The sequence below is a fragment of the Mediterranea sp. An20 genome (assembly GCF_002160055.1).
GTDB lineage: Bacteria > Bacteroidota > Bacteroidia > Bacteroidales > Bacteroidaceae > Bacteroides > Bacteroides avicola.
Genome location: NZ_NFJV01000001.1, coordinates 174,529 through 197,169 on the forward strand (window position 1 = coordinate 174,529; position 22,641 = coordinate 197,169).

At 54.6% G+C, this 22,641-nt stretch carries 19 protein-coding genes and 1 tRNA gene; 12 read left to right on the top strand and 8 right to left on the bottom strand.

The genetic code is table 11. From position 1 onward, the window contains the following. Nucleotides 1-8: 8 nt before the first annotated feature. The 3 genes from infB to B5F34_RS00750 all read left to right on the top strand — a co-directional run bounded on the left by infB (nt 9) and on the right by B5F34_RS00750 (nt 4,503). Nucleotides 9-2,996, top strand: coding sequence for a translation initiation factor IF-2 (infB, locus tag B5F34_RS00740; protein ID WP_087334010.1), 2,988 nt, complete (start codon nt 9-11; stop codon nt 2,994-2,996). Between the two features lie 427 nt (nt 2,997-3,423). Next, complete coding sequence (locus B5F34_RS00745; protein WP_087334012.1) at nt 3,424-3,906, top strand: sigma-70 family RNA polymerase sigma factor; 483 nt, start codon at nt 3,424-3,426, stop codon at nt 3,904-3,906. Nucleotides 3,907-3,921: 15 nt separating this feature from the next. Continuing rightward, a complete protein-coding gene (locus tag B5F34_RS00750) occupies nt 3,922-4,503 on the top strand; it encodes a hypothetical protein (RefSeq protein ID WP_140392923.1) in 582 nt (193 codons plus the stop codon). 116 nt (nt 4,504-4,619) lie between these two features. Here the strand turns inward: B5F34_RS00750 and sufD are convergent, their stop codons facing one another. From sufD to B5F34_RS00775, 6 genes are all read right to left on the bottom strand, one after another. After that, complete coding sequence (gene sufD / locus B5F34_RS00755) at nt 4,620-6,008, bottom strand: Fe-S cluster assembly protein SufD (RefSeq protein WP_087334016.1); 1,389 nt, start codon at nt 6,006-6,008, stop codon at nt 4,620-4,622. 155 nt (nt 6,009-6,163) lie between these two features. After that, entirely contained in the window at nt 6,164-6,919 is a 756-nt protein-coding gene (gene sufC / locus B5F34_RS00760) for a Fe-S cluster assembly ATPase SufC (protein WP_087334018.1), read from the bottom strand. Nucleotides 6,920-7,448: 529 nt separating this feature from the next. Beyond that, the gene (locus B5F34_RS17490) at nt 7,449-7,613 is read right to left on the bottom strand and encodes a hypothetical protein (RefSeq protein ID WP_162609263.1); all 165 of its coding nucleotides are present in this window, start codon (nt 7,611-7,613) and stop codon (nt 7,449-7,451) included. 85 nt (nt 7,614-7,698) lie between these two features. After that, entirely contained in the window at nt 7,699-7,887 is a 189-nt protein-coding gene (locus tag B5F34_RS00765; RefSeq protein ID WP_087334021.1) for a DUF6722 family protein, read from the bottom strand. 64 nt (nt 7,888-7,951) lie between these two features. Beyond that, nucleotides 7,952-9,439, bottom strand: a complete 1,488-nt coding sequence (gene sufB / locus B5F34_RS00770; RefSeq protein ID WP_087334023.1) for a Fe-S cluster assembly protein SufB — start codon at nt 9,437-9,439, stop codon at nt 7,952-7,954. Then, entirely contained in the window at nt 9,420-9,947 is a 528-nt protein-coding gene (locus B5F34_RS00775) for a CvpA family protein (RefSeq protein WP_087334026.1), read from the bottom strand. Before B5F34_RS00775 ends, sufB begins: the two co-directional genes overlap by 20 nt. 226 nt (nt 9,948-10,173) lie before the next feature. Between B5F34_RS00775 and B5F34_RS00780 the strand changes: the two genes are divergently transcribed. From B5F34_RS00780 to B5F34_RS00810, 7 genes are all read left to right on the top strand, one after another. Continuing rightward, nucleotides 10,174-11,388: a cysteine desulfurase gene (locus B5F34_RS00780; RefSeq protein ID WP_087334030.1), complete on the top strand. Its 1,215-nt coding sequence runs from the start codon at nt 10,174-10,176 to the stop codon at nt 11,386-11,388. 55 nt (nt 11,389-11,443) lie between these two features. Continuing rightward, nucleotides 11,444-11,812 carry a DMT family protein gene (locus B5F34_RS00785; RefSeq protein ID WP_087334032.1) on the top strand — a complete coding sequence of 123 codons (369 nt, stop codon included), beginning with the start codon at nt 11,444-11,446 and terminating at the stop codon, nt 11,810-11,812. A gap of 275 nt (nt 11,813-12,087) precedes the next feature. Beyond that, nucleotides 12,088-12,405: a YbjQ family protein gene (locus B5F34_RS00790; RefSeq protein ID WP_087334034.1), complete on the top strand. Its 318-nt coding sequence runs from the start codon at nt 12,088-12,090 to the stop codon at nt 12,403-12,405. Between the two features lie 141 nt (nt 12,406-12,546). Then, nucleotides 12,547-13,797 (top strand): glycosyltransferase family 4 protein, encoded by a 1,251-nt coding sequence (locus B5F34_RS00795; protein WP_087334035.1) that lies wholly within the window; start codon nt 12,547-12,549, stop codon nt 13,795-13,797. Between the two features lie 14 nt (nt 13,798-13,811). Continuing rightward, entirely contained in the window at nt 13,812-14,564 is a 753-nt protein-coding gene (locus tag B5F34_RS00800) for a glycosyltransferase family 2 protein (protein ID WP_087334037.1), read from the top strand. A 211-nt stretch (nt 14,565-14,775) separates the two neighbouring features. Continuing rightward, entirely contained in the window at nt 14,776-15,537 is a 762-nt protein-coding gene (locus B5F34_RS00805) for a GLPGLI family protein (protein ID WP_087334039.1), read from the top strand. Beyond that, nucleotides 15,530-18,091 carry a carboxypeptidase regulatory-like domain-containing protein gene (locus B5F34_RS00810; protein WP_087334041.1) on the top strand — a complete coding sequence of 854 codons (2,562 nt, stop codon included), beginning with the start codon at nt 15,530-15,532 and terminating at the stop codon, nt 18,089-18,091. The genes B5F34_RS00805 and B5F34_RS00810 overlap by 8 nt, the downstream gene beginning before the upstream one ends. 22 nt (nt 18,092-18,113) lie before the next feature. Here B5F34_RS00810 and B5F34_RS00815 read toward each other — a convergent pair whose 3' ends face one another. Next, nucleotides 18,114-18,815 (bottom strand): NAD-dependent deacylase, encoded by a 702-nt coding sequence (locus tag B5F34_RS00815; RefSeq protein ID WP_087334043.1) that lies wholly within the window; start codon nt 18,813-18,815, stop codon nt 18,114-18,116. A 340-nt stretch (nt 18,816-19,155) separates the two neighbouring features. Further along, a tRNA-Ile gene (locus tag B5F34_RS00825) sits at nt 19,156-19,229 on the bottom strand. Nucleotides 19,230-19,536: 307 nt separating this feature from the next. On the opposite strand from B5F34_RS00825, the gene B5F34_RS00830 reads away from it, so the two are divergent. Beyond that, the gene (locus B5F34_RS00830) at nt 19,537-21,120 is read left to right on the top strand and encodes a glycoside hydrolase 43 family protein (RefSeq protein ID WP_087334048.1); all 1,584 of its coding nucleotides are present in this window, start codon (nt 19,537-19,539) and stop codon (nt 21,118-21,120) included. A 354-nt stretch (nt 21,121-21,474) separates the two neighbouring features. Beyond that, a complete protein-coding gene (locus B5F34_RS00840; RefSeq protein WP_087334052.1) occupies nt 21,475-22,548 on the top strand; it encodes a TlpA disulfide reductase family protein in 1,074 nt (357 codons plus the stop codon). Nucleotides 22,549-22,641 lie beyond the last annotated feature (93 nt).

The following is a 22,641-nucleotide window of genomic DNA, read 5'->3' on the forward strand; positions in this document are numbered from 1 at the left end:
GGTAATATATGACGATAAGGTTAAATAAAGTAACGAGAGATTTGAACGTAGGAATCACGACGGCTGTCGAATTCCTGCAGAAGAAGGGATTTACCGTGGAGGCAAATCCCAACACAAAGATTACGGACGAGCAGTTCGAGATGCTGAAGAAAGAATTTAGTAACGACAAAGACCTTAAAATAAAATCGGAACGATTCAGTCAGGAGCGCCACAGCAGCAAGGAACGCAACAAGGCTGCTGCCCGCCATGCGGCGCACGAAAACAACGACGCACCCAATAGCGGCAAGGAGAAAATGGAAGAAATCAAAACCGTATTGCCCGAAGACAAGCTGCCAAAGTTTAAGGTGCTGGGCAAGATAGACCTGAACAACCCGCAACTTGCGCCAAAACCGGCAGAGCCGGCATCGAAACCGGAACCGGCTGAAGTGGAAGAACCGGCAATCGCTCCCGAACCGGAACCGGCACCGACACCAGCTCCGGCCCCTGCGAACGAAGAACCGGAACAGGTGACTGAGCCTGAACCGGAACAGTCGGCAACCGCACCGGCAGAAAACCGGCAACCCGAAGAACCGGCAAACGCTCCGGCTGAAAACGCTTCTCAAACAACAACCGACACTGAAGAAACCGTGAAAGAAGAAGAGACAGAGGAACAACCGGTGAGCCAACAACCCAAAGAAGAAATCTTTAAGATTCACCACGAAGGCTTAGGCACCAAGATAAACATCATCGGCCAAATCGATCTGGCTGCGCTGAACCAGTCTACCCGCCCGCGCAAGAAGACTAAGGAAGAAAAGCGCCGCGAACGCGAAGAAAAGGAAAAGCAGCGCCAGGACCAGCGTAAGCAGATGAAGGAAGCCATCATGAAAGAGATACGCCGCGACGACAAATCGAAAGAGGGCGGAAAGGACAGCGATGGCAACAGCAAGAAAAAACGTACCCGCATCGGCAAGGAAAAGGTGGATATAAACAACGTGTCCAACTTCCCGAAAGGTGGAGGGGCTTCCGAACATGGCAAGAACAGTGGTGGCAAGGAAGCACAAGGAGGCGGCAAAAAGAATAAGGAACGCTTCAAGAAGCCGGTCATCAAGCAAGAAGTGAGCGAGGAAGATGTGGCCAAGCAGGTGAAGGAAACCTTGGCACGCCTGACCGCCAAAGGCAAAAACAAAACCGCCAAGTACCGCAAGGAGAAACGTGAGCAGGATGCAGAGCGCCGCCAAGAACTGGAAAACCAGGAACAGGCAGAAAGCAAAGTGCTGAAGCTGACGGAATTCGTAACGGCCAACGAGCTGGCGAGCATGATGAATGTACCTGTCACGCAAGTCATCAGCACCTGCATGAGCGTCGGTATCATGGTGTCTATCAACCAACGCCTCGATGCAGAGACCATCAACCTGGTAGCTGAGGAGTTCGGTTTCAAGACCGAATACATCAGTGCCGAGGTGGCACAGGCCATCGTTGAAGAGGCTGATGCCGAAGAAGACCTCCAGCCGCGCGCTCCCATCGTAACGGTGATGGGTCACGTAGACCACGGTAAGACTTCGCTGCTGGACTACATACGCAAGTCGAATGTCATTGCTGGCGAGGCCGGCGGTATCACACAGCACATCGGTGCCTACCACGTGACGCTGGACGACGGACGAGAGATTACCTTCCTCGACACGCCGGGACATGAGGCATTCACCGCCATGCGTGCCCGCGGTGCCAAGGTGACGGACGTGGTTATCGTCATTGTGGCTGCCGACGACAATGTCATGCCGCAGACCAAGGAGGCTATCAACCATGCCATGGCTGCCGGTGTGCCCATCGTTTTTGCCATCAACAAGATAGATAAGCCGGGAGCTAACCCGGACAAGATAAAGGAGGAACTGGCCAACATGAACTTCCTCGTCGAGGAATGGGGCGGCAAGTACCAGTCGCAGGACATCTCGGCCAAGAAGGGCATCGGTGTCCATGAACTGTTGGAGAAGGTGCTGCTCGAGGCCGAAATGCTCGACCTGAAAGCCAATCCCAACCGCCGCGCCACGGGCTCCATCATCGAGTCGTCGCTGGACAAGGGCCGGGGCTATGTGGCTACGGTGCTCGTGTCGAACGGTACGCTGAAGGTGGGCGACATCGTGCTGGCCGGTACGCACTACGGCAAGGTAAAGGCCATGTTCAACGAGCGCAACCAACGCATGAAACAGGCAGGGCCGTCAGAACCTGCCCTTATCTTGGGCCTGAACGGTGCGCCTGCTGCCGGTGATACCTTCCACGTGATTGAGACCGAACAGGAGGCGCGTGAGATTGCCAACAAACGTGAACAGCTGCAACGTGAACAAGGATTGCGCACGCAGAAGATGCTGACGCTGGACGAAGTGGGACGCCGTCTGGCACTGGGCGACTTCCACGAACTGAACATCATCGTCAAGGGCGACGTGGACGGTTCGGTAGAAGCTTTGAGCGACTCGCTCATCAAACTGTCGACGGAGCAGATTCAGGTGAACGTCATCCACAAGGGCGTGGGACAGATTTCCGAGTCCGACGTTTCGCTGGCTGCTGCCTCAGATGCCATCATCGTGGGCTTCCAGGTGCGTCCGTCGAGCGGTGCTGCCAAGCTGGCCGAACAGGAGGGCGTGGACATCCGCAAGTATTCCATCATCTACGATGCTATCGAAGAGGTGAAAGCCGCCATGGAGGGCATGCTTGCCCCGACGCTGAAAGAACAGGTGACTGCCACCATCGAGGTGCGCGAGGTGTTCAACATCAGCAAGGTAGGCCAGGTGGCAGGTGCGATGGTGAAGACCGGCAAGGTGAAACGCACCGACAAGGCACGTCTTATCCGCGACGGCATCGTGGTCTACACCGGTGCCATCAACGCCCTGAAGCGATTCAAGGACGATGTGAAGGAGGTGGGTACCAACTTCGAGTGCGGTATCAGCCTGACCAACTGCAACGACCTGAAAGTGGGCGATGTCATCGAGACCTACGAAGAAGTGGAAGTGAAACAGACGCTGTAAGATACCGATAGATAGGTAAGCAAAAGGCTGTGTCCCAATAGGCACAGCCTTTTTTTCTGACAAGGCAGAAAGACACCCAACAAGGTCCTGACCTTTCACATGCCGGGGCATTACATACAAGAAATCCAGTGTAACTTACTGACAAAAAACACGCTGCAAGAACCGGTCTAAACTTTTTACGCGCACGACCGCCACGCTGCATATAGGGCAGCTTTTCCGGCAAGCTCTTTACAGGAAACTGCCAAGCTATAAGCAGGCTACTTCCAGGCGATAAGCAGCAGGCTCGTTATATATTAGAAACGGAGTGCTGATTACCAACAGCGATGTGACCACCAACTTTTCCGAAAAAAGTAGCTATTCTCCGAAAGGATTTGGTCAAACCGGTGTCTAAATGAATAGAAACTTTCAAAAAAAGAACGGATACGTGATGGACAACAAAGAACAAGCCTTTATTACGATGGTCGGCAAGTACAAGAAGACCATCTATACCGTCTGCTATTTCTTCTCGCAAGATGAAGAAGAAGTAAAAGACTACTTCCAGGAAATACTGATAAACCTTTGGAAAGGGTTTGAGGACTTCCGGGGCGAAAGCAGTCTGAAGACGTGGATATGGAGAGTCAGTCTGAACACTTGTACCAACCAGGAACGAAAGAAGAAACGTAGTGTACAGACGGTTCCCCTTTCGGTCGATATCGACTTGTACAACGATACCGACACCCACAGCAGGCAGATTCAGCAGTTGTACGACCGCATCAGTCGGCTCGATGTCTTCGACCGCGCCATCATTCTTCTTTGGCTGGAGAATATGAGCTATCAAGACATAGCCAACGTAGTCGGCATATCGCTGTCGGCCGTCACCACCCGCCTGTTCCGTATCAAGGAGCAGTTGAAAGCCATGTCGAACGATTAAAAACACCGAATGATTATGACACAAGAAACGCACTTTGCCGAACTGCAGACGTTGAAAGAACAGTTTGCCCTGCTCAGCCAGAAACTGGACAAGCAGGCCATCATCAACGACAGTATACTGAATGAAGCTATGACCAGGCATGTCTCCGTCATCGAACGGGAGTATAGATCCCGCTTCCAGATTGCCCTGATTGGAGCACCGGTGCTGACGGTGGTTTTCCTCCTCATCACAGGATTCCACTGGGGATTTATCCTGCTGATGGATGCGGTGGCCGCAACCGAGTTTCTGCTGGACAGGCGCTGTTACCGGGCTTTAGCTCCGCAACGGCTGATGACGCTCAACATGACCGATGCCGCCGAAAGGGCCATCCGCTACCGGAAGCTGCGGTCGCTTACCCACCGGATTCTGCTGATACCCAACATCGTCCTGACCGCGTGGGCGGTACTGATAGCCTGCGATTATAGTTGGAATGTGCCTATCCTTTCGCTTTGCCTGGTCGTAATTGCCGTAGCGGTTGAAATACATGTTTATCAGGAGAAGAAGGTCAACCGGAACCTGGACAGCCTGCTGAAGCACATCCGGGAACTTCGAGAGTAAACCGGCACTCAGATAGCACAAATGAAGGCAGATGACCGCAGATTTATCAGCGTTTAAAATCTAATCAGCGGCCATCTGCCTTATTTGCGTGTCAGAAGGTAGGACACGCGGCGAATTTACTTACACATCATCTTGCAATCCCTGCACCGTCCCAGTTCGCCGCGGAAACGCTTCTCCACCAGGTGATGCAGGCGGTCGCGCAAAGCATCAAGACGGATGGTGTCCACCACTTCGCCCACGAAGGCAAACATCAGCAGCAGACGAGCTTCACGCAGAGGGATGCCGCGCTGTTGCATGTAGAACAGAGCCTGGTTGTCCAACTGGCCCACGGTGGCGCCGTGGCTGCACTTCACATCATCGGCATATATCTCTAATTGAGGCTGGGTGTACATACGGGCATCGCGGGTAGCGCAGAGGTTGCGGTTGGTCTGGCGGGCATCGGTGTGCTGCGCACCGGGGCGGACGAGAACAAGTCCGGCAAAGGCACCCGTGGCGTGGTCGTCCAACACATACTTATAAAGTTGGCGCGAGGTACACGAGGGTACGGCATGGTCCACGACGGTGCGGTTGTCCACATGCTGGTTCTGGTCGGCGATGGCCATGCCACAGAGGTCAAGGGTAGCCTGTTCGCCTGCCAGGAGAACCCGGGCAGTGTTGCGCGTGGTGCCGCAGGTCAGGGTCATACCGTTGAGCAGGACATTGCTGCCGGCTTCCTGACGGACGTAGAGGTTGCTCAGGCGGGTGGTACCCGTGTGCGTTTCCTCCAGTTCGTAGAGGTCGAAAGTAGCGTTGCGTCCCACGAAGACTTCGATAACCTGCGTGGCCAGAAAGTTCACCTCGTCCATGGCATGGTCGCACACCAGGAGGCGAGCCTGTGCATCGTCTTCCAGCACAATAAGCACGCGGCGGTTGACCAGCAGGGGCACGGTGCTGCGCAGGATGTTGATAAGCTGGATGGGCTTCTCCACCACTACGCCACGGGGCACGTAGAGCACCACGCCATCTTGCGCGAAGGCGGTGTTGAAAGCGGTCAGCCCGTCGTTGGACGTATCGGCAAGGGTACCGAGGTAGCGGGAAACGAGTTCGGGATAGTCGCGGAAACTGCCGATGAGCATGCCGTTGGCATTAGCTACGGGTGACGAGCTACGAGTTACAAGTTCTTCTGCATCACTACTCGTAGCTTGTAGCTTGTAGCTTGCAGCTGAATAAAACATGTCGTTCACCACGAAGAAGAGCGAAGTACTCATGTTGGGCACATCGCACTTAAACACCTCATAAGGGTTGACAGGCATCTGCAAGCGCTTGAGGTTCATACCGTAGTCGGGCTCGAAGGCCTGTGCCACGTCGGTGTACTTACAGTCTTCCTGCCGGCGCGTGGGAAAGCCCAGGCGTTCGAAGTCGGCAAAGGCACGGGCGCGCAGTTCGTTCAGCGGGGCGGCGCTGTGGGCGCGCAGCAAGGCTTCTGCCTGGGTATATAAGTCAATGTATTGCTGTTCGGGTTTCATATATCTTAATGAGGAATTATGAATGAAGAAGGAAGAATCATTTTCACGAAGAATAAAGAAAGATGAATGAAGAATGCTGCATGAAGAATATCCGGTCGTTTTCTGTTCGGCTTCCTGCCGGATGCCTGTACGCGTAATTCTTCATGCATCCTTCGTCATGCTTCATGAATCTCCCGTTTTATCCAGTCGAAGCCACGCTGTTCAATCTCCTGCGCCAGTTCCGGTCCCCCCGTCTTGACGATGCGGCCTCCGAGCAATACGTGCACCGTGTCCGGCTTCAGGTAGTCCAGCAGGCGCTGGTAGTGCGTGATGACCAGAGCCGAAGTCTGCGGCGTACGGAGTTTGTTGAAGCCCTCAGCCACGATGCGCAGTGCGTCCACGTCCAGCCCCGAGTCTGTCTCGTCGAGGATGGCGAAGGTCGGCTCCAACATGGCCATCTGGAAGATTTCGTTTCGTTTTTTCTCGCCTCCGCTGAAGCCTTCGTTCACCGAGCGGTTGGCCAGTTTGCTGTCCAGCTCGACGATGGCACGCTTCTCGCGCATCAGTTTGAGGAATTCCGAGGCGCTGAGGGCAGGCTGGTGGCGGTACTTGCGCTGCTCGTTGACGGCAGTGCGCATGAAGTTGACCATCGACACGCCGGGTATCTCCACCGGGGTCTGGAAGGAGAGGAACAGCCCCTCGTGGGCACGGTCTTCGGGCGAGAGGGCGAGTAGGTCCTTGCCGTTGAACAAGACTGTGCCATGCGTCACGCGATAGGCGGGATGCCCCACGAGGACGTTGCTCAGCGTGCTCTTGCCCGCACCGTTCTGTCCCATCAGGGCGTGTACCTCGCCATCGCGGATGGTGAGGTCGATGCCTTTCAATATCTCTTTGCCGTTTATCTCGGCATGAAGGTCTTTTATCTCTAACATATATTATATAAGGTGTTAAGGTGAGTGGTTTGAGGTGCAAAGATACGAAATAAAGCGCGTATTACGAGATAAATGTTTAACTTTATGCCATTCAAACCCATAAAGGAGGAATGATTGTGAACGCGACCCCGTCATTAGAAAGAATGACGCTGCAACGTCCACAGCCCTTCCTGCCGATGCTACTCAGCATTCTTGCTCCGGCGATGTAACTCAGTTCGAGTCGGCGGCCCGGCAGGAAGGCCCTTGATTCTACCTATCCGGGTAAGGATTAATGCATTGTTCGGGCATAATGATACGAATAATGTGCGAAAAAGGCAGGAATCAACAATTGATAACGGCGACGAAGCAGAGGTTACAGCCCTCTGAAGAAAGCGATAAGAAGCCAACTGCCAAGCGCACAGAAGGAAACTGCCAAGCGCGTTGGAGCAAGCCTCCAAGCGCTTGGCAGTAACCATTTGTTTAACAAGCAAGTACAACTACAGCATTGGAGCCATTGCTTTTCCAACCAGGCAGGAATCTGCACAACAAATTAACGGGGAACGGCTGAAGGCCACAACCCTTCCTGTCGGCGAAACTCAGCGATTTCGCTGTCGGCAATGTAGTTCAGTTCGCACAACAGCTCGGCGTTCAGCTTCATAGCGTTGTCCTTGTCAATTCCTTCTTTTATCAGATAAGATGATTGGCCTTCAGCCATTTCTTGCCGCTGGGGGTAAGAAAATACACCAAAGCAATAGCGCAAGGAATGCCCAAGAGTAAAAAACCGATAATTGCTCCCATAATTATTGTTCCTTCTTTTTATTGGTAAGTATTAATCCTAATATCAATGCCAGCAAGGCCGATGTGAAACCTAATCCATAAATCAGCCATTTGTTGTCTCCCATATCCTTAAACAAGGAAGCGATGACGACACCGGTAAAGATATACTTCGATATATCAATCAGATAATTGCCCAGCTTCTCTTCCCACATAACTGCTGATAAGCCCTACAAAGTTAGTAATTTATATCCATGCGGCAAGCGTCTTATCCATATTCTATCCCACGCTCCCTTCCAGCGACACCGAGAGCAGCTTCTGCGCCTCAACAGCAAACTCCATAGGCAGTTTGTTGAGCACCTCCTTGGCATAGCCGTTGACGATGAGGCCCACGGCATCTTCGGTCGATATGCCGCGCTGGTTGCAGTAGAATATCTGGTCCTCGCTGATTTTCGAAGTCGTGGCCTCGTGCTCTACCACTGCCGTCTCGTTGTGTATGTCCATGTAAGGGAAGGTGTGCGCTCCGCACGCCGAGCCCAACAGCAACGAATCGCACTGGCTGTAGTTACGGGCATTGTCTGCCCGCTGGCCCACACGCACCAATCCGCGGTAAGAATTCTCGCTTTGTCCGGCAGAGATGCCTTTGCTGACGATGGTGGAGCGGGTGTTCCGTCCCAGATGAATCATCTTCGTGCCCGTATCGGCCTGCTGGTGGTGGTTGGTGACAGCCACGCTATAGAACTCACCCACGGAGTTGTCGCCCGCCAGCACCGTGCTGGGATACTTCCACGTAATGGCCGAGCCCGTCTCTACCTGCGTCCAGGAAAGCTTGGACGACTCACCCTTGCACAGCCCTCGCTTGGTGACGAAGTTGTACACCCCGCCACGGCCCTCGGCATCGCCGGGATACCAATTCTGCACGGTACTGTACTTCACCTCGGCGCGGTCGTGCACCACAATCTCCACGATGGCGGCGTGCAACTGATTCTCGTCGCGCATCGGGGCGGTACAGCCTTCGAGATAAGAGACGTACGAGTCGTCGTCCGCCACAATGAGTGTCCGCTCAAACTGCCCCGTATTCCGGGCATTGATACGGAAGTACGTCGACAATTCCATCGGGCAACGCACGCCTTTGGGTATATAGACAAACGAGCCGTCGGAGAACACTGCCGAGTTGAGCGCAGCGAAAAAGTTGTCGCGGTAGGGCACCACGCTTCCTAAATAGCGTTGCACCAAATCGGGATGCTCACGCACGGCCTCGCTGATGGAGCAGAAGATGATGCCTTTCTCCATGAGTGTCTCCTTGAAGGTAGTCTTAACAGACACGGAGTCCATCACCGCATCCACCGCCATGCCGCTCAATGCCATCTGTTCCTCCAGAGGAATGCCCAGTTTGTTGAAGGTCTTGATAAGTTCGGGATCTACCTCCTCCATCGACTTGGGCGCGTTTTTCTTCTGCGCCGTAGGGTCGGCATAATACGATATGCTTTGGTAATCAATCTCCGGGATACGAAGATGCGCCCACGTGGGCATCTCCATCGTCAGCCAATGGCGGTAAGCCTTAAGGCGGAACTCCAGGAGCCAGGCGGGTTCGCCCTTCTTCTCGGAGATAAGGCGGACAGTGTCTTCGGTCAGACCACGGTCGATGATGTCGGTGTGCACGTCGGTAGTGAAGCCATATTTGTATTTCTCTTCAGCCAGGCGGCGCACCAGTTCGTTATCCGCCTTGAGGGTATCTTTGTTCTTGTCAGATTCGTTCGGTTGCATCGTTTATCTCGTTATAAATTTGTCTGGTAAATTCTTGTGCGGCGGGCAAAAAGAGTCCGGCCAACGGCTTCAGCCTGTCGTAGAGCACGGACTGTCGCTTCTGGCTGCGGCTCAACAGGACATCGTCCGTATCGACCACCTCCAGCACGCACACCAGCAGGCTCAACACCAGGGCATGCAACAGCCCGCCCAGCACCGCGCCCAGCAGGCGGTTGAGCCAGCCGAGCGACACGGCTTCCATCATCTTGGTCAGCAGCGCGGCCACTAACCAGAAGAGCAGAGGCACCGCCACCCAGATGGCCACGAACGACAGCACCTGGGCCACCGTCAGGTTGTCCGTCACGTGACTGAACACCCGCTCTGCCACCGAGGCATACAAGACCTTGGCCGCCAGCAGTCCCACCACCAGCCCCAGCAGTCCCGCCAGTTGCTTCAAGGCTCCCCGCAGGAAGCCCAGCAGCACGCCGAGGCCGATGATTATAAGAAGGATAACGTCGAGTGTAGCCATGTATCTTCTTTGTTTACAGACGGCAAAGATACAAATATTCCTGAAGAAAAGCCTCACTGCTCCCTGCATATTGAGCAGAAAGCCCCATCTTTACCACAATTAACGAAAGAAGAAGGCTGGCGATGGAAATGTAAGCCATTGGGGCGGAAAAGCCAAGCCAGGCAGTGCATTATTGCCCAAAAGGCAGTATCTTTGCCCCCACAATCAAAGAAGGAGAAATATGCCTATGTACGACATCAACCAGATACGCGCCGACTTCCCCATTCTCGAGCGCACCGTCTACGGCAAGCCGCTGGTCTACCTGGACAACGGCGCCACCACGCAGAAACCCCGATGTGTGGTCGAAGCCATTACCAACGAGTACTACAACACCAACGCCAACGTGCATCGCGGTGTACACTTCCTATCCCAACAGGCTACGGAATTGCACGAAGCCAGCCGCGAGACCGTGCGCAAGTTTATCAATGCCCGCAGCACTGCGGAAATCGTCTTCACCCGCGGCACCACGGAGAGCATCAACCTGCTGGCCACCACCTTCTGCCAGTCGCTGATGGAAGAGGACGACGAGGTTATCATCTCCGTGATGGAGCACCACAGCAACATCGTGCCTTGGCAACTGCAGGCGCGGCTGTGGGGTATCACGCTGCGCGTCATCCCCATGAACGACCGCGGCGAACTGCTTTTGGACGAATACGAAAAGCTTTTCTCCCCCCGCACAAAACTGGTCTGCGTGACTCACGTCAGCAACGTGCTGGGCACCGTCAATCCCGTCAAGCAGATGATTGCCACCGCCCATGCCCACGGCGTCCCCGTGCTGGTGGACGGCGCGCAGAGCATCCCCCACATGCGTGTCGACGTGCGCGAGCTGGATGCCGACTTCTACGTCTTCAGCGGTCACAAAGTCTACGGCCCCACAGGTGTCGGCGTACTCTACGGCAAGGAAAACTGGCTGGACCGTTTGCCTCCGTATCAGGGCGGCGGCGAGATGATTCAGCACGTCTCGTTCGAGAAGACCACCTTCAACGAACTGCCTTTCAAGTTCGAGGCCGGCACGCCCGACTATATCGGCACCACGGGCCTGGCCCGCGCGTTGGACTATGTCTCCGCTCTTGGCATGGACAACATTGCCGCCTACGAACACGAACTGACCACCTATGCCACCCGTCGCCTGAAAGAAATCCCCGGCATGCGCCTCTTCGGCGAGTCGGAACAGAAGGGCAGCGTCATCTCCTTCCTGGTGGGACAAATCCATCCCTTCGACCTCGGCACCCTGCTCGACCGCTTGGGCATCGCCGTGCGCACGGGTCATCACTGCGCCCAGCCGCTCATGACACGCCTCGGCATCGAAGGTACGGTGCGCGCCTCGTTCGGCCTGTACAACACGAAGGAAGAGATAGACGTGCTGGTGGCAGGCATCGAGCGAGTGAGAAAAATGTTCTGACAGCCGTAACCCGTAGCTTGTAACCCGTAGCTTGTAACTCGTAACTATATACTATATGAAAGGATTCTACACCATTCTGCTGCTCATCGTCTCCAACATCTTCATGACCTTTGCCTGGTACGGGCACCTGAAGCTGCAGGAGATGAAGATTACTACCCACTGGCCTCTGTTTGCCATCATTCTTTTCTCGTGGGGCATCGCCCTCTTCGAGTATTCCTGCCAGATTCCCGCCAACCGCATCGGTTTTGCGGGCAATGGCGGTCCGTTCTCGCTCATGCAGCTCAAGGTCATCCAGGAGGTCGTCACCCTCATCATCTTCACCGTCTTCACCACCCTGTTCTTCAAGGGCGAGACGCTGCACTGGAACCACCTGGCGGCATTCATCTGCCTCATCCTGGCCGTCTATTTCGTGTTCATGAAATAAGCGGCCCGGCAGCCGGTGACGGCTGTTCCTCGCGCCCCTCTCCTATCTTACTGGCAAACAGACGATTGTTCCCAAGCCCTTGGAAGTCTCCTTCCAAGGGCTTGGGAGCCTGCTTCTCAGCGCCTGCAAGCCGGCTACGAAGAGCTACGGACTTCCCGCGTACCGTCCGAAGAAGAAAAAGAATGTTTTTTGCAAATTTCGCCCCCTCCCTGCAACTTTTCCTCGCTTCCGGACGACTAATAGAAAAAACATGTATTTTTAAACGCTGAACAACTATGTTAGTAACTACAACAAACACCATCGAAGGCAAGCGCATCTCGCGCTACTTCGGCATTGTATCGGGCGAGACCATCATCGGCGCCAACGTATTCCGTGATTTCATGGCCGGCATCCGCGACTTCTTCGGCGGGCGCAGCGGCTCGTATGAAAAAGTATTGCGCGAAGCCAAAGAAACCGCCTTGCAGGAAATGCAGCAGCAGGCCCAACTGATGGGTGCCAATGCCATCATCGGCGTAGACCTGGACTACGAGACCGTGGGCGAGTCGATGCTGATGGTCACTGCCGCCGGGACGGCCGTGCTCTTAGAAGAATAGTGCTGCGGACGCCCCGCAGGACCGCGAAGGCAGGAATTTCCGCAGGCAGACCGAAGAAACTCATGCCGGAATGTCTGCCTTTCGCGGGAAAAAGCGTATTTTTGCAGGCAGAAAGAATAACCCGGCAAACATTGTGCCTTTATGAGAGTACTGCTGATAAATACGTCCGAACGCATGGGCGGTGCCGCCATTGCCGCCGGCCGCCTGATGGAAGCGCTGAAAAACCACGGCATCAAGGCCAAGATGCTGGTGCGCGACAAACAGACCGATGAAATTACCGTCGTCCCCCTGCGCCAGAATTGGTGGTTGGTGTGGAAATTCGTGTGGGAACGCATCGTCATCTGGACGGCCAACCGGTTCAGCCGCAAAAACCTCTTTGCCGTAGATATTGCCAACACGGGCACCGACATTACCACCCTGCCCGAATTCCAACAGGCCGACATCATCCACCTGCACTGGATCAACCAGGGCATGCTTTCGCTGCGCGACATAGAGAAGATTCTCCGCTCGGGCAAACACGTCGTATGGACCATGCACGACCTGTGGCCCTGCACCGGCATCTGCCACTATACCCGCGGTTGCGAACGCTACCGCACCGAGTGCGGCCATTGCCCTTTCATAGACGGCGGACGGCATTCGCACGACCTGGCCTGGCGTGTCTTCCGACGCAAGCGCGACATCTATGCCCACTGCAACATCCACTTTGTCACCTGCAGCAACTGGCTGGGCGAACAGGCCAGACGCAGTTCGCTGCTGGCAGGACATCCCGTCACGGTCATCCCCAACCCCATCAACACCAACCTCTTCAAACCGCACAACAAGGCTGCCGCACGCGAGAAGTGCCGCCTGCCGCAAGACAAGATGCTGATGCTGTTTGGCTCGGTGAAGATTACAGACAAGCGCAAGGGCATCGACTACCTGGTAGAGTCGTGCCGCCTGCTTGCCGAACGGCATCCCGAACTGAAAGAGAAGTTAGGCGTGGTGACCTTCGGCAAATACTCCCAACAACTGAAAGACATGTTGCCTTTCCGCGTCTATCCGCTGGACTTCGTGCGCGACGACCATCGACTGGTGGACATCTACAACGCCGTTGACATCTTCGTCACCCCTTCGCTGGAAGACAACCTGCCCAACACCGTCATGGAAGCCATGGCCTGCGGAACCCCTTGCGTGGGCTTCAACACGGGCGGCATCCCCGAAATGATAGACCACCTGCACAATGGCTATGTGGCGGCCTACAAGTCTGCCGAAGATTTTGCCAACGGCATCTACTGGACGCTGACCGACCCCGGCTATCCCAGCCTGGCCGAACAGGCCTGCCGCAAGGCAGTTGCCTACTATTCGGAAAATACCGTGGCACGCCGCTTCATCGAACTGTATAACAAACTCTGACCTTCTTTACGCCGATGCACAACCGCCCTACTCCCGTTTTCAGCGTCATTACCGTGACCTACAACGCTGCCGCCGTGCTGGAAGACACCATCCAGAGCGTCATCTCACAAACCTACCACCACGTGGAGTATATCATTGTAGACGGTGCCTCGAAAGACGGTACGCTGGACATCGTCCACCGTTACCGCGACCGCATCGCCCGCGTGGTGAGCGAGCCGGACAAGGGATTGTATGATGCCATGAACAAGGGCATGGCACTGGCTACGGGCGACTACCTCTGCTTTCTGAACGCAGGCGACAGCTTCCACGAAGACGATACCCTGCAGCAGTTGGTGCATTCCCTCCCGCCGCATACCGAAGAACTGCCCGGCGTCATTTATGGCGACACGGACTTAGTGGACGGTGAGGGACATTTCGTGCGCCGACGCCGCCTTTCGCCCCCCGATGTCCTGACGTGGCATAGCTTCCGACAAGGCATGCTGGTGTGCCACCAGGCGTTCTTTGCCCGGCGCGACCTGGCAGAGCCTTACAACCTCGACTACCGCTTCTCTGCCGATTTCGACTGGTGCATCCGTGTCATGAAGAAGGCACACACGCTGCACAACGCCCATCTGGTGGTCATCGACTACCTGGACGAAGGCCTTACCACTGCCAACCGGCGCGCTTCGCTGCTCGAACGTTTCCGCATCATGGCCAAGCACTACGGCTTGCTGAGCACGGTGGCACACCATGCCTGGTTCGTGCTGAGGCTGGCGCTGAAGCGGTGAGGCGCAACCGGTACAACCGCCATCGGAGCTCCCAAGAAGATGTATGTTCTTTCTTATGTTATGCAACATAATGAAAGAAAAACACGCATGAATATTTGCGGGGGGGGGGGAGAATTTGCTATATTTGCGGCATAAAGTCAAAGGAATGTGCCTGCACCCTGTCTGATACCAGTTCATCGCGACACGCACTCCTTCTAAAAGCTATACCATTATGATAAGACACAAGTTTCTCATTCTCTTTTTCGCACTGACAGGTTTCCTCCCTATATTCGCACAGAAGACCTATCATTTCCCCCTGACCATCACTTACGACATGTACCTCAACTTCAACAAGCGGCAGCAGATGGACGCCCGCCTTTCGTGTTCGGGGGAAGCCGCCTGTTATACCTACCGATATATCCGGGATTACAGTCACGCAGATGAACCCAACCCGGAAATAGACACTTGGACGTTGGCCGTCAGCGACACCACGCAGCACGTCCTCTGGTGCGACAAAGCGTTGAACGAATGCAGCGAACTGAACCCTCTCGCCGGCCGCACGGTGCGCCTGGCCGAACCGGTGCCCGTCATCCGCTGGACGATGGAGAAAGACACGCGAGAGATAGAAGGCTTCCGCTGCCAAAAAGCCACGTGCCGCTTTCGCGGACGGAACTACACAGCCTGGTTCACTACGGACATTCCCTGCAACTGGGGACCGTGGAAACTGCACGGCCTGCCCGGTGCCATTCTCGAAGCCTACGACGACACCAACGAAGTCTCTTTCTACGCCACGGGCGTGAAACGGGGCGAAACAACGGTGGAACGTGCCGACGAGTCTGCCTACCGCTGCCTGACGATGAAAGAATACCACGAACAAGTAGCGGAGAAGTTAAGCGAGAATATGAAACGTCTTGCCTCACGCATGGGCGAGGGGTTCAAGGTCAACGTTTCCAAGGCGAAAATCAAAAGCATAGAATTGGAATACGATGAATAAGGAGTGGTGGCTGTTCGGATGGTTTCTGGTCTGGAGCGTTGCCCTGTCGGCACAGACCGTGACGGGAACGGTGCGCGACGAAGCGGGCAGTCCGTTGGCCTATGCCTACGTGTCGGCCCGCGAACCCGGCAGCACGCTCTTGGTGGCTTTCACACAGACGGCCGACGATGGCTCGTACCGGCTGGAGCTGGAGCGCGCGGGAGAGTGGATGTTGGAATATTCGCTGATGTCCTACGAGAAAGACAGTGTGGCGCTCTCGCTGCGACAAGGGGAAGTACGGATACACAATGCCGTGCTGCGCCCGGCGGCGTGGATGTTGCAGGAAGTGGTCATCCGTCCGCAGGTGCCCGTTTTTATGAAAAACGACACCGTAGTGTTCAACGCCAAGGCCTTTCTGCGCGGACACGAGCGGGTGGTGGAAGACTTGCTGAAGAACTTGCCGGGCATCGAAGTAGATGACAACGGTGTGATACGGGCGCAGGGCAAGGAAGTGGAAAAAGTATTGCTCGAAGGCGACGACCTCCTGAACAAAGGCTACCAATTGCTAACCAAAGGGCTGGACGTGAAAGCCATCAGCCAAATAGAATTGCTGCAGAACTACGTAGACAACCCCTTGGAGAAAGGACTGGTCCATACCGACGACGTAGCGCTGAACCTGCGCCTGGAAGACGATGCCAAAGGGCAATGGATAGGCACGCTCTACGGCGGAGGCGGCACGGAACGAGGCTACAACACGCAGGGCAACCTGCTACACGTATCTAAGAAAAACAAGCACTACCTGTCTGCCAGCCTGAACAACATAGGCTCGCAGATGGTGACAAACATTGCCCGCGTGTTGGAACTGGACAATCCGCAATCGTTCAATCTCCGTCCGGCAACGGTGCAGGGCAACCTGCCCGGTGTGAGCCTGAAACGTGGCAACTTCAACCAGGAGAAAACCTTTTCCTACAGCACCGTGCTGAACCCGACAGAAAACCTGAAGGTAGAACCCGCCGTGGCATGGGCCTCCGACCGACGGAAAACGGATTATGCCACTGATCGTACCTACACTTGGAACAAATACAGTTTTACCAACCGGTTTGAGAAGCAGACAACTACCCGCCCGGACAACTACGTGGGGCGGCTGAAGGTGACCTATACCCCCCAGAAGAAAGTGGAATGGAAATCGACCACGCAGGTACTGATAGAACGCAGCGAGGCCGACGCCGCCACCTTGTTCGACGGTAATCGTTACAGAGAGCAAGCAGACAATCGGCAAACCTTTGTCGCGCAGCGGCTGTCATATAGCAACCGTGCCGCCGAAAACCGTCTGTGGGAGGCAACGGTGAGCTGGGTGTACGGACGCGCGCCGCAGCAATACGGTGTAGACAGTCTGACAACCGAAAGCGAAATCCCGACAGACCGCTTCGAACAGCAGACTACCGACCGGCGAATGCGTCTGACAGGCGGCGTGAGCTACCTGCACGCTCTCAACCCACACCACAGCCTGCGCACAAACGTCATGTTCCATTGGGACCAGGACCGCTTCGGGCTCGCAGCTTTCGACACGCTGCAACTCACTGAAACCTCGCTCGCCCTGAGTCTGTTTTACACTTGGAAGCTGCGCAAAGCCCGGTTAGAAACGGGCGCACAATTGGAGTGGCTGCGCACGGACTACAACGGTCTTTTGCGCAACGACGTGTTGCTCCAGCCGGTGGCATCGTGGGAATGGATGCCGGGACGGAAACACAATCTGAAGGTGCAATGGACCTTCCGCAGGCAGACGCCCGACCTACATGAATGGTTGCCGTGGACAGTGCGCGGCTCTCTCAATGCCTACCAACGGAGCAGTGGCAACACCCGGTTGTTGTCCGACCAAGTAATGAGCCTATCCTACAAATATGGCGGATGGAGCGACCTGTTTGTGGGGAACGTGTTCCTGACTTATGTACACAGCCCTCGCTACCTGTCCGTCCAACAGGACATCCATCCGGAATACATCCTGACAGAAACCTTGCCGTTAGAGGGACGGGATGCATTCACAGCATCCGGCAGTACGGACTTCTACCTCAATTCCTTGTCATCCAACCTGAAGCTGTCGGGTGGTGTCGGTGTGTCGTCCTACGACTATGTGCGGGTAGATGCCGGAAAACTGCCCTACAACAATGTGTCCTACCGAGTGGGCCTCCAGCTGAAGTCGTCGTTCCAAGGGGCGTTTAATTACGACTTGGGCGGCAACTACCTGCATCGGCGCAATCGCTCAGCCAACACCCGTGTAGCAGCCGTCACCGCCTTTGCCAACCTGTATGTGCAGGCCGGCCGGTGGCGCGCACAAGCACATGGAGACCTTTGCCGCTGGACAGGCGACGGAAGTAGTGCGGACACGTATGCCTTTGTTGATATGGAGGTGTCGTACGAAGTATGGCGTAACCGCCTAACACTCTTTGTGCGCGGCGAGAACCTGCTGGGTGCAGACACTTACGTAGAAGAAAGTTTCGATGAGACCTCACATACGTATGGTGTCTATCGCCTGCACCCCCGCCGGGTGATGTTCCTGGCCATGTTCCGCTTCTGAGCCCCGCCACCTGCGCGGTGCCTCAGGGAACCAGCAATCCCCGCAGTTCCCTCACCCCTTCCGACGCTCCCTTGCGGATGACGTGCACCGGGCGGTCGGAATGCGTGTCTACCGGCTTAGGATCGATGAGGTAGACCTCAGCCCCGGCCGGCACATAATAGAGCAATCCAGCAGCAGGATAGACATTCATCGACGTGCCTATGATGACGAAAATATCAGCTTTCTCCACATACTTCACGGCAGTTTCTATCTCCGGCACAGCCTCACCGAACCACACGATAAACGGACGCAACTGACTGCCGTCGCCTGCCTTGTCGCCAATGTGCACTTCATATTCCTCCGGTTTCAGTTCCCTGATATAATGCGGGTTGTAAGGATCGCGGCTGGAGCAAACTTTGGTCAGCTCGCCGTGCAGGTGGATGACATGCGTGCTGCCCGCACGTTCATGCAGGTTGTCTACGTTTTGCGTGACGACAGTCACATTGAAGTCCTGCTCCATGGCTGCCAGTCCGCGGTGTCCATCGTTGGGTTGCACGTCCAGCAATTGCTTGCGCCGTTCGTTGTAGAAATTGATGACCAGTTCAGGGTTGCGCGCATAACCTTCGGGCGTGGCCACCTGTTCTACGGGATACTGCTCCCACAAGCCACCGGCATCTCGGAAGGTACTGATGCCACTCTCGGCGCTCATACCGGCACCGGTCAGTACGACTAAGTTCTTTTTCATACGTTTGAATCTTTTTTGATTAAGTCTTTACGAAAAGCCATACATACCGCAGATTATTTATCAGCTTCATGATGGGTCCACCATTAAGCTCTAATTATCGGATGTACGATTTATACACAAAGTTCGTCAGAATATTCGGGATATGCAAGCAAATTTCATGTCACCCCGTTAAGAAACAAGACACAACCTTCAAGTACGACAAGCTTATAGCCCCTTCCCTACTCCACGTCTGTAATGACAAACTCCAGGTGACATCGAAGCAAGGGGGAATAAGCAGTTTTTAGGGACAGTCAGACAGAAGAAAAGCCGCTGTAAATAAGCGGCTTTCATTTTATTAGCGTGGACCAGCCAGGGCTTGAACCTGGGACCTCCAGATTATGAGTCTGTTGCTCTAACCAACTGAGCTACAAGTCCGGCATATCCTCGGATGGGATAGCGGGCACAAAAGTACGGGTTTTCATTGAAATATACAAGGGTTATCGGAGTTTTTTTAGGTTCAGAGAGGCGCTTTTCTCTTTTTCCATGATTGTTAGGGATTGTTATACGATTCATAATTTTGTTCTCTTTCTTGGTTATCCGGAATTTTCTTGATAAACTTGCTGCCGTTCTTCCTGACCTGACTGGAGGAAACCGGCTAACTTATAGGGGCATTAAGAATCTGACTATCAATGAAAATGCCGGTTTAATAAGATAAGGAAATCTGTTACTTAACTTTAATAGGATGAAAATAAAATCTTGTATCGTGGCAGGGGCACTTCTGTGGTGCCCACTGTGCCTGACTGAAGCCCAACAAGTGTGGAGCCCGGATAATGGAGACGGCAGCTTTACCAATCCGCTGCTGTGGGGGGATTGGCCGGACCCGGATGTAATTCGAGTAGAAGATACTTTCTATATGGTATCTACAAGTATGCATTATGTGCCGGGATCGCCGATACTCAAATCCAAAGACCTGGTAAACTGGGAGATGGCGGGTTATGCCGTGGAACGCTATGACGAAGACCCGCGCTACGACATGCAGGGAGGGACGCTGTATCTGAATGGTTCGTGGGCTAATTCTATCCGTTATCACAACGGAAAATTCTATGTGGCGTTCTGCACGCCAGGAGGATGGGGAACGGAAAAGGGGCACTTCTCTGTCTGCGAAGCCGAGCAGCCGGAAGGACCGTGGACAAGGACTATCTTTCCGGAATATCTCTACGACCCGGGGCTGTTCTTTGACGACGACGGGAAAGTCTATGTCGTACACGGGCAGTATAAACTCTATGTGACGGAACTGAACCCAGATGTCAAATCGGTCAAGTCTAAGCCGGTAGAGATATGGAACAAGGGGGTGGACGATGCCCGGTGTTCTGGCAAGAATGCAGGCATGGAAGGCGCACATGTTTATAAAATAAACGGCATGTACTACATCCTGTGCCCGGCAGGTGGGACGGAAGGCTGGCAGGTATGCCTCCGCTCTAAAAACATTTACGGACCGTACGAACATAAGGTGGTGATACAGGACGACAGTTCTTATCCGCCCAACGGCTTGCATCAGGGGGGAATGGTACAGTTGGAAAACGGCGACTGGTGGTTCATCATCATGCAGGACCGGGGGGCCATCGGACGGGTTCCGCACTTGCAGCCGGTCTGCTGGACAGACGGCTGGCCGATGTTGGGTAGCAACGGACACGATGTGGCCATCTATCGGAAACCGGATACAGGGGTGACCTGCCCCATACAGTCGCCGGCAACGACTGATGAATTTGAAGATACGCAATTAGGACTGCAATGGCAATGGAATCATAACCCGGACAACAGCAGATGGTCGCTGAAAGAAAGGAAAGGCTATATGAGACTGAAAGCCTCGCAGGCGACCGACCTGACTCATGCCCGCAATACGCTGACCCAACGGGTGCAGGGACCGCTCTCTACCGGAACCGTCGAGATGGACATCGCCGGACTGAAGGAGGGCAATGTGGCTGGATTCGGCATTTTCCAGTCGCCGTATGCCTACCTGGCTGTGAAGCAGAAGAACGGTGTCAGGCAGTTGGTGGTCTGCCACAATGGGAAAACGGAAACCGTAGCCGACCGCCTCACACAAGACAAAGTCTGGCTCAGGGCGCGGGTCACCGACAAAGACTTTACCGCCCGGCTGTATTACAGCTTGGACGGAGCCAACTTCTTGCCGGCAGGCGAAGTGCTGCACATGGATTTAGGCTATCCCTGGACAGCCAACCGTTTCGCCCTCTTCAATTTTTCTGAAACAGAAGAAGGGGTGGGTGGCATGGCCGACTTCAATTGGTTCAGGTTCTACAACAAATAAACTGCGGCTGCCGGAGGAAAGAGGGGGGCAAAGCTTGCGCAGAGATTCTCCTCTCTCCTCCGGCTAAGGTCGCCAGACAGGCTGCTGCAACGGCATATTTCCAGCATTTGCTTCCAAGCGACAAGGAGCCAACTTCCAAGCTATCGGAAGACGGCTTCCAAGCGATAAGAACCCCCACCCTTCCATACATCACCGCACACCATCCGAAACTGGTGCTGTTGACACAGGGCAGAAAAGCCTGCTGCGTGAAATAACTCCTCTTTTTCTTTTTATTCACACCAAAAAGACGTACATTCGCAGGCGCAAAGCAGCATCCCTGCTTTCTGCCACTCACTTTAAACACATACCTCTTGGATGAAGAAACTCTGTATAGTATGTCTCATGCCCGTCATGGCGCTACTTCTGGCAGCCTGCGGCAGTAAGCCAACCGGCAAAGCAGCCCGCCTGAGCGGCAAAATCGAAGGGCTGGGCAACGACACGATTTACGTCATCGGCATGGACCGGCTGTTCGACCGGACAGACACCTTGGTGGTAAAGAACGACAAGTTCTCGGACACGCTTTCCATCGACACCCTCTCAGGCGTCTACCTGCTGTTCAGCGACGGCACGGAATATCCTCTTTATGCCGACTGCCGCCAGCATATCAACCTGTCGGGCTCCACAAGCAACCTCCACACGCTGAAGGTGACAGGCAATGTATATAATGAGGAGCAGACTGCCTTCCAACTCAGTCTGGACAGCTTAGGCACAACCCGTCCGGATGCCGTGCAGGAAAAAGCCGAAGACTTCATCCGTGCGCATACCTCTTCGTTAGTCAGCGTGTATCTGTTGGACAAATATTTCGTGCAGACACCCCGGCCGGATTATGAACGCATCAGCCACCTGGCAGAACTGCTGACCGGAGAACTGAAAGACCGGCCTTATCTGACGCAATTGCTGGAGAAACTGGAATCTGCACAGAAAATGACCCAAGGCCGACAGATTCCTTTCTTCCAGACCACGGATGCCGACGGCAAGAAAATAAACCGCACGCAGTTCAACGACCGAATGCTGCTGATAAACGTATGGGCCTCGTGGGATGAAGCCAGCCGTAAGGCCAATGCCCCGTTGCGGAAACTCTACAAACAGCAGAAAGGCAACAAAGACTTTGCCATGCTGGGCATCTCGCTGGACACAGACCGCAACCGCTGGCAGGAGGCTGTGCGCCGGGATACGCTGGAATGGCAGCAGGCCTGCGACTTAGGGGGCTGGCATTCGGACATCGTGCAGAAGTTCTCTATCTTCTCTCTGCCCTTCAACGTACTGGTGAACGAAAACGGACGCATCATGGGCATGAATCTGACGCTGGAGGAAATAGAGCAGCAACTGAAAGACCCCTCGGTGGTGTCTTCAGCCAGAATCAGCGGCCGCATACAGAGGAAACCATAGCGTTTCTTCCTGCCGCTCTTCCTGCATCGGAGGAGATGCCTGCCTAACTACTATTCGACAATGAAAGAACTGAAGATATAACAAACAAATAAC

Coding starts and splice junctions, on each gene's coding strand:
- sufD (WP_087334016.1), bottom strand. CDS start 6,008: ATGAAACCCGAACAGCAATACATTGACTTATATACCCAGGCAGAAGCC.
- B5F34_RS17490 (WP_162609263.1), bottom strand. CDS start 7,613: ATGGCTGAAGGCCAATCATCTTATCTGATAAAAGAAGGAATTGACAAG.
- B5F34_RS00800 (WP_087334037.1), top strand. CDS start 13,812: ATGCACAACCGCCCTACTCCCGTTTTCAGCGTCATTACCGTGACCTAC.
- B5F34_RS00780 (WP_087334030.1), top strand. CDS start 10,174: ATGTACGACATCAACCAGATACGCGCCGACTTCCCCATTCTCGAGCGC.
- B5F34_RS00750 (WP_140392923.1), top strand. CDS start 3,922: ATGACACAAGAAACGCACTTTGCCGAACTGCAGACGTTGAAAGAACAG.
- B5F34_RS00790 (WP_087334034.1), top strand. CDS start 12,088: ATGTTAGTAACTACAACAAACACCATCGAAGGCAAGCGCATCTCGCGC.
- sufC (WP_087334018.1), bottom strand. CDS start 6,919: ATGTTAGAGATAAAAGACCTTCATGCCGAGATAAACGGCAAAGAGATA.
- B5F34_RS00775 (WP_087334026.1), bottom strand. CDS start 9,947: ATGGCTACACTCGACGTTATCCTTCTTATAATCATCGGCCTCGGCGTG.
- infB (WP_087334010.1), top strand. CDS start 9: ATGACGATAAGGTTAAATAAAGTAACGAGAGATTTGAACGTAGGAATC.
- B5F34_RS00795 (WP_087334035.1), top strand. CDS start 12,547: ATGAGAGTACTGCTGATAAATACGTCCGAACGCATGGGCGGTGCCGCC.
- B5F34_RS00815 (WP_087334043.1), bottom strand. CDS start 18,815: ATGAAAAAGAACTTAGTCGTACTGACCGGTGCCGGTATGAGCGCCGAG.
- B5F34_RS00785 (WP_087334032.1), top strand. CDS start 11,444: ATGAAAGGATTCTACACCATTCTGCTGCTCATCGTCTCCAACATCTTC.
- B5F34_RS00840 (WP_087334052.1), top strand. CDS start 21,475: ATGAAGAAACTCTGTATAGTATGTCTCATGCCCGTCATGGCGCTACTT.
- sufB (WP_087334023.1), bottom strand. CDS start 9,439: ATGCAACCGAACGAATCTGACAAGAACAAAGATACCCTCAAGGCGGAT.
- B5F34_RS00745 (WP_087334012.1), top strand. CDS start 3,424: ATGGACAACAAAGAACAAGCCTTTATTACGATGGTCGGCAAGTACAAG.
- B5F34_RS00805 (WP_087334039.1), top strand. CDS start 14,776: ATGATAAGACACAAGTTTCTCATTCTCTTTTTCGCACTGACAGGTTTC.
- B5F34_RS00810 (WP_087334041.1), top strand. CDS start 15,530: ATGAATAAGGAGTGGTGGCTGTTCGGATGGTTTCTGGTCTGGAGCGTT.
- B5F34_RS00830 (WP_087334048.1), top strand. CDS start 19,537: ATGAAAATAAAATCTTGTATCGTGGCAGGGGCACTTCTGTGGTGCCCA.
- B5F34_RS00765 (WP_087334021.1), bottom strand. CDS start 7,887: ATGTGGGAAGAGAAGCTGGGCAATTATCTGATTGATATATCGAAGTAT.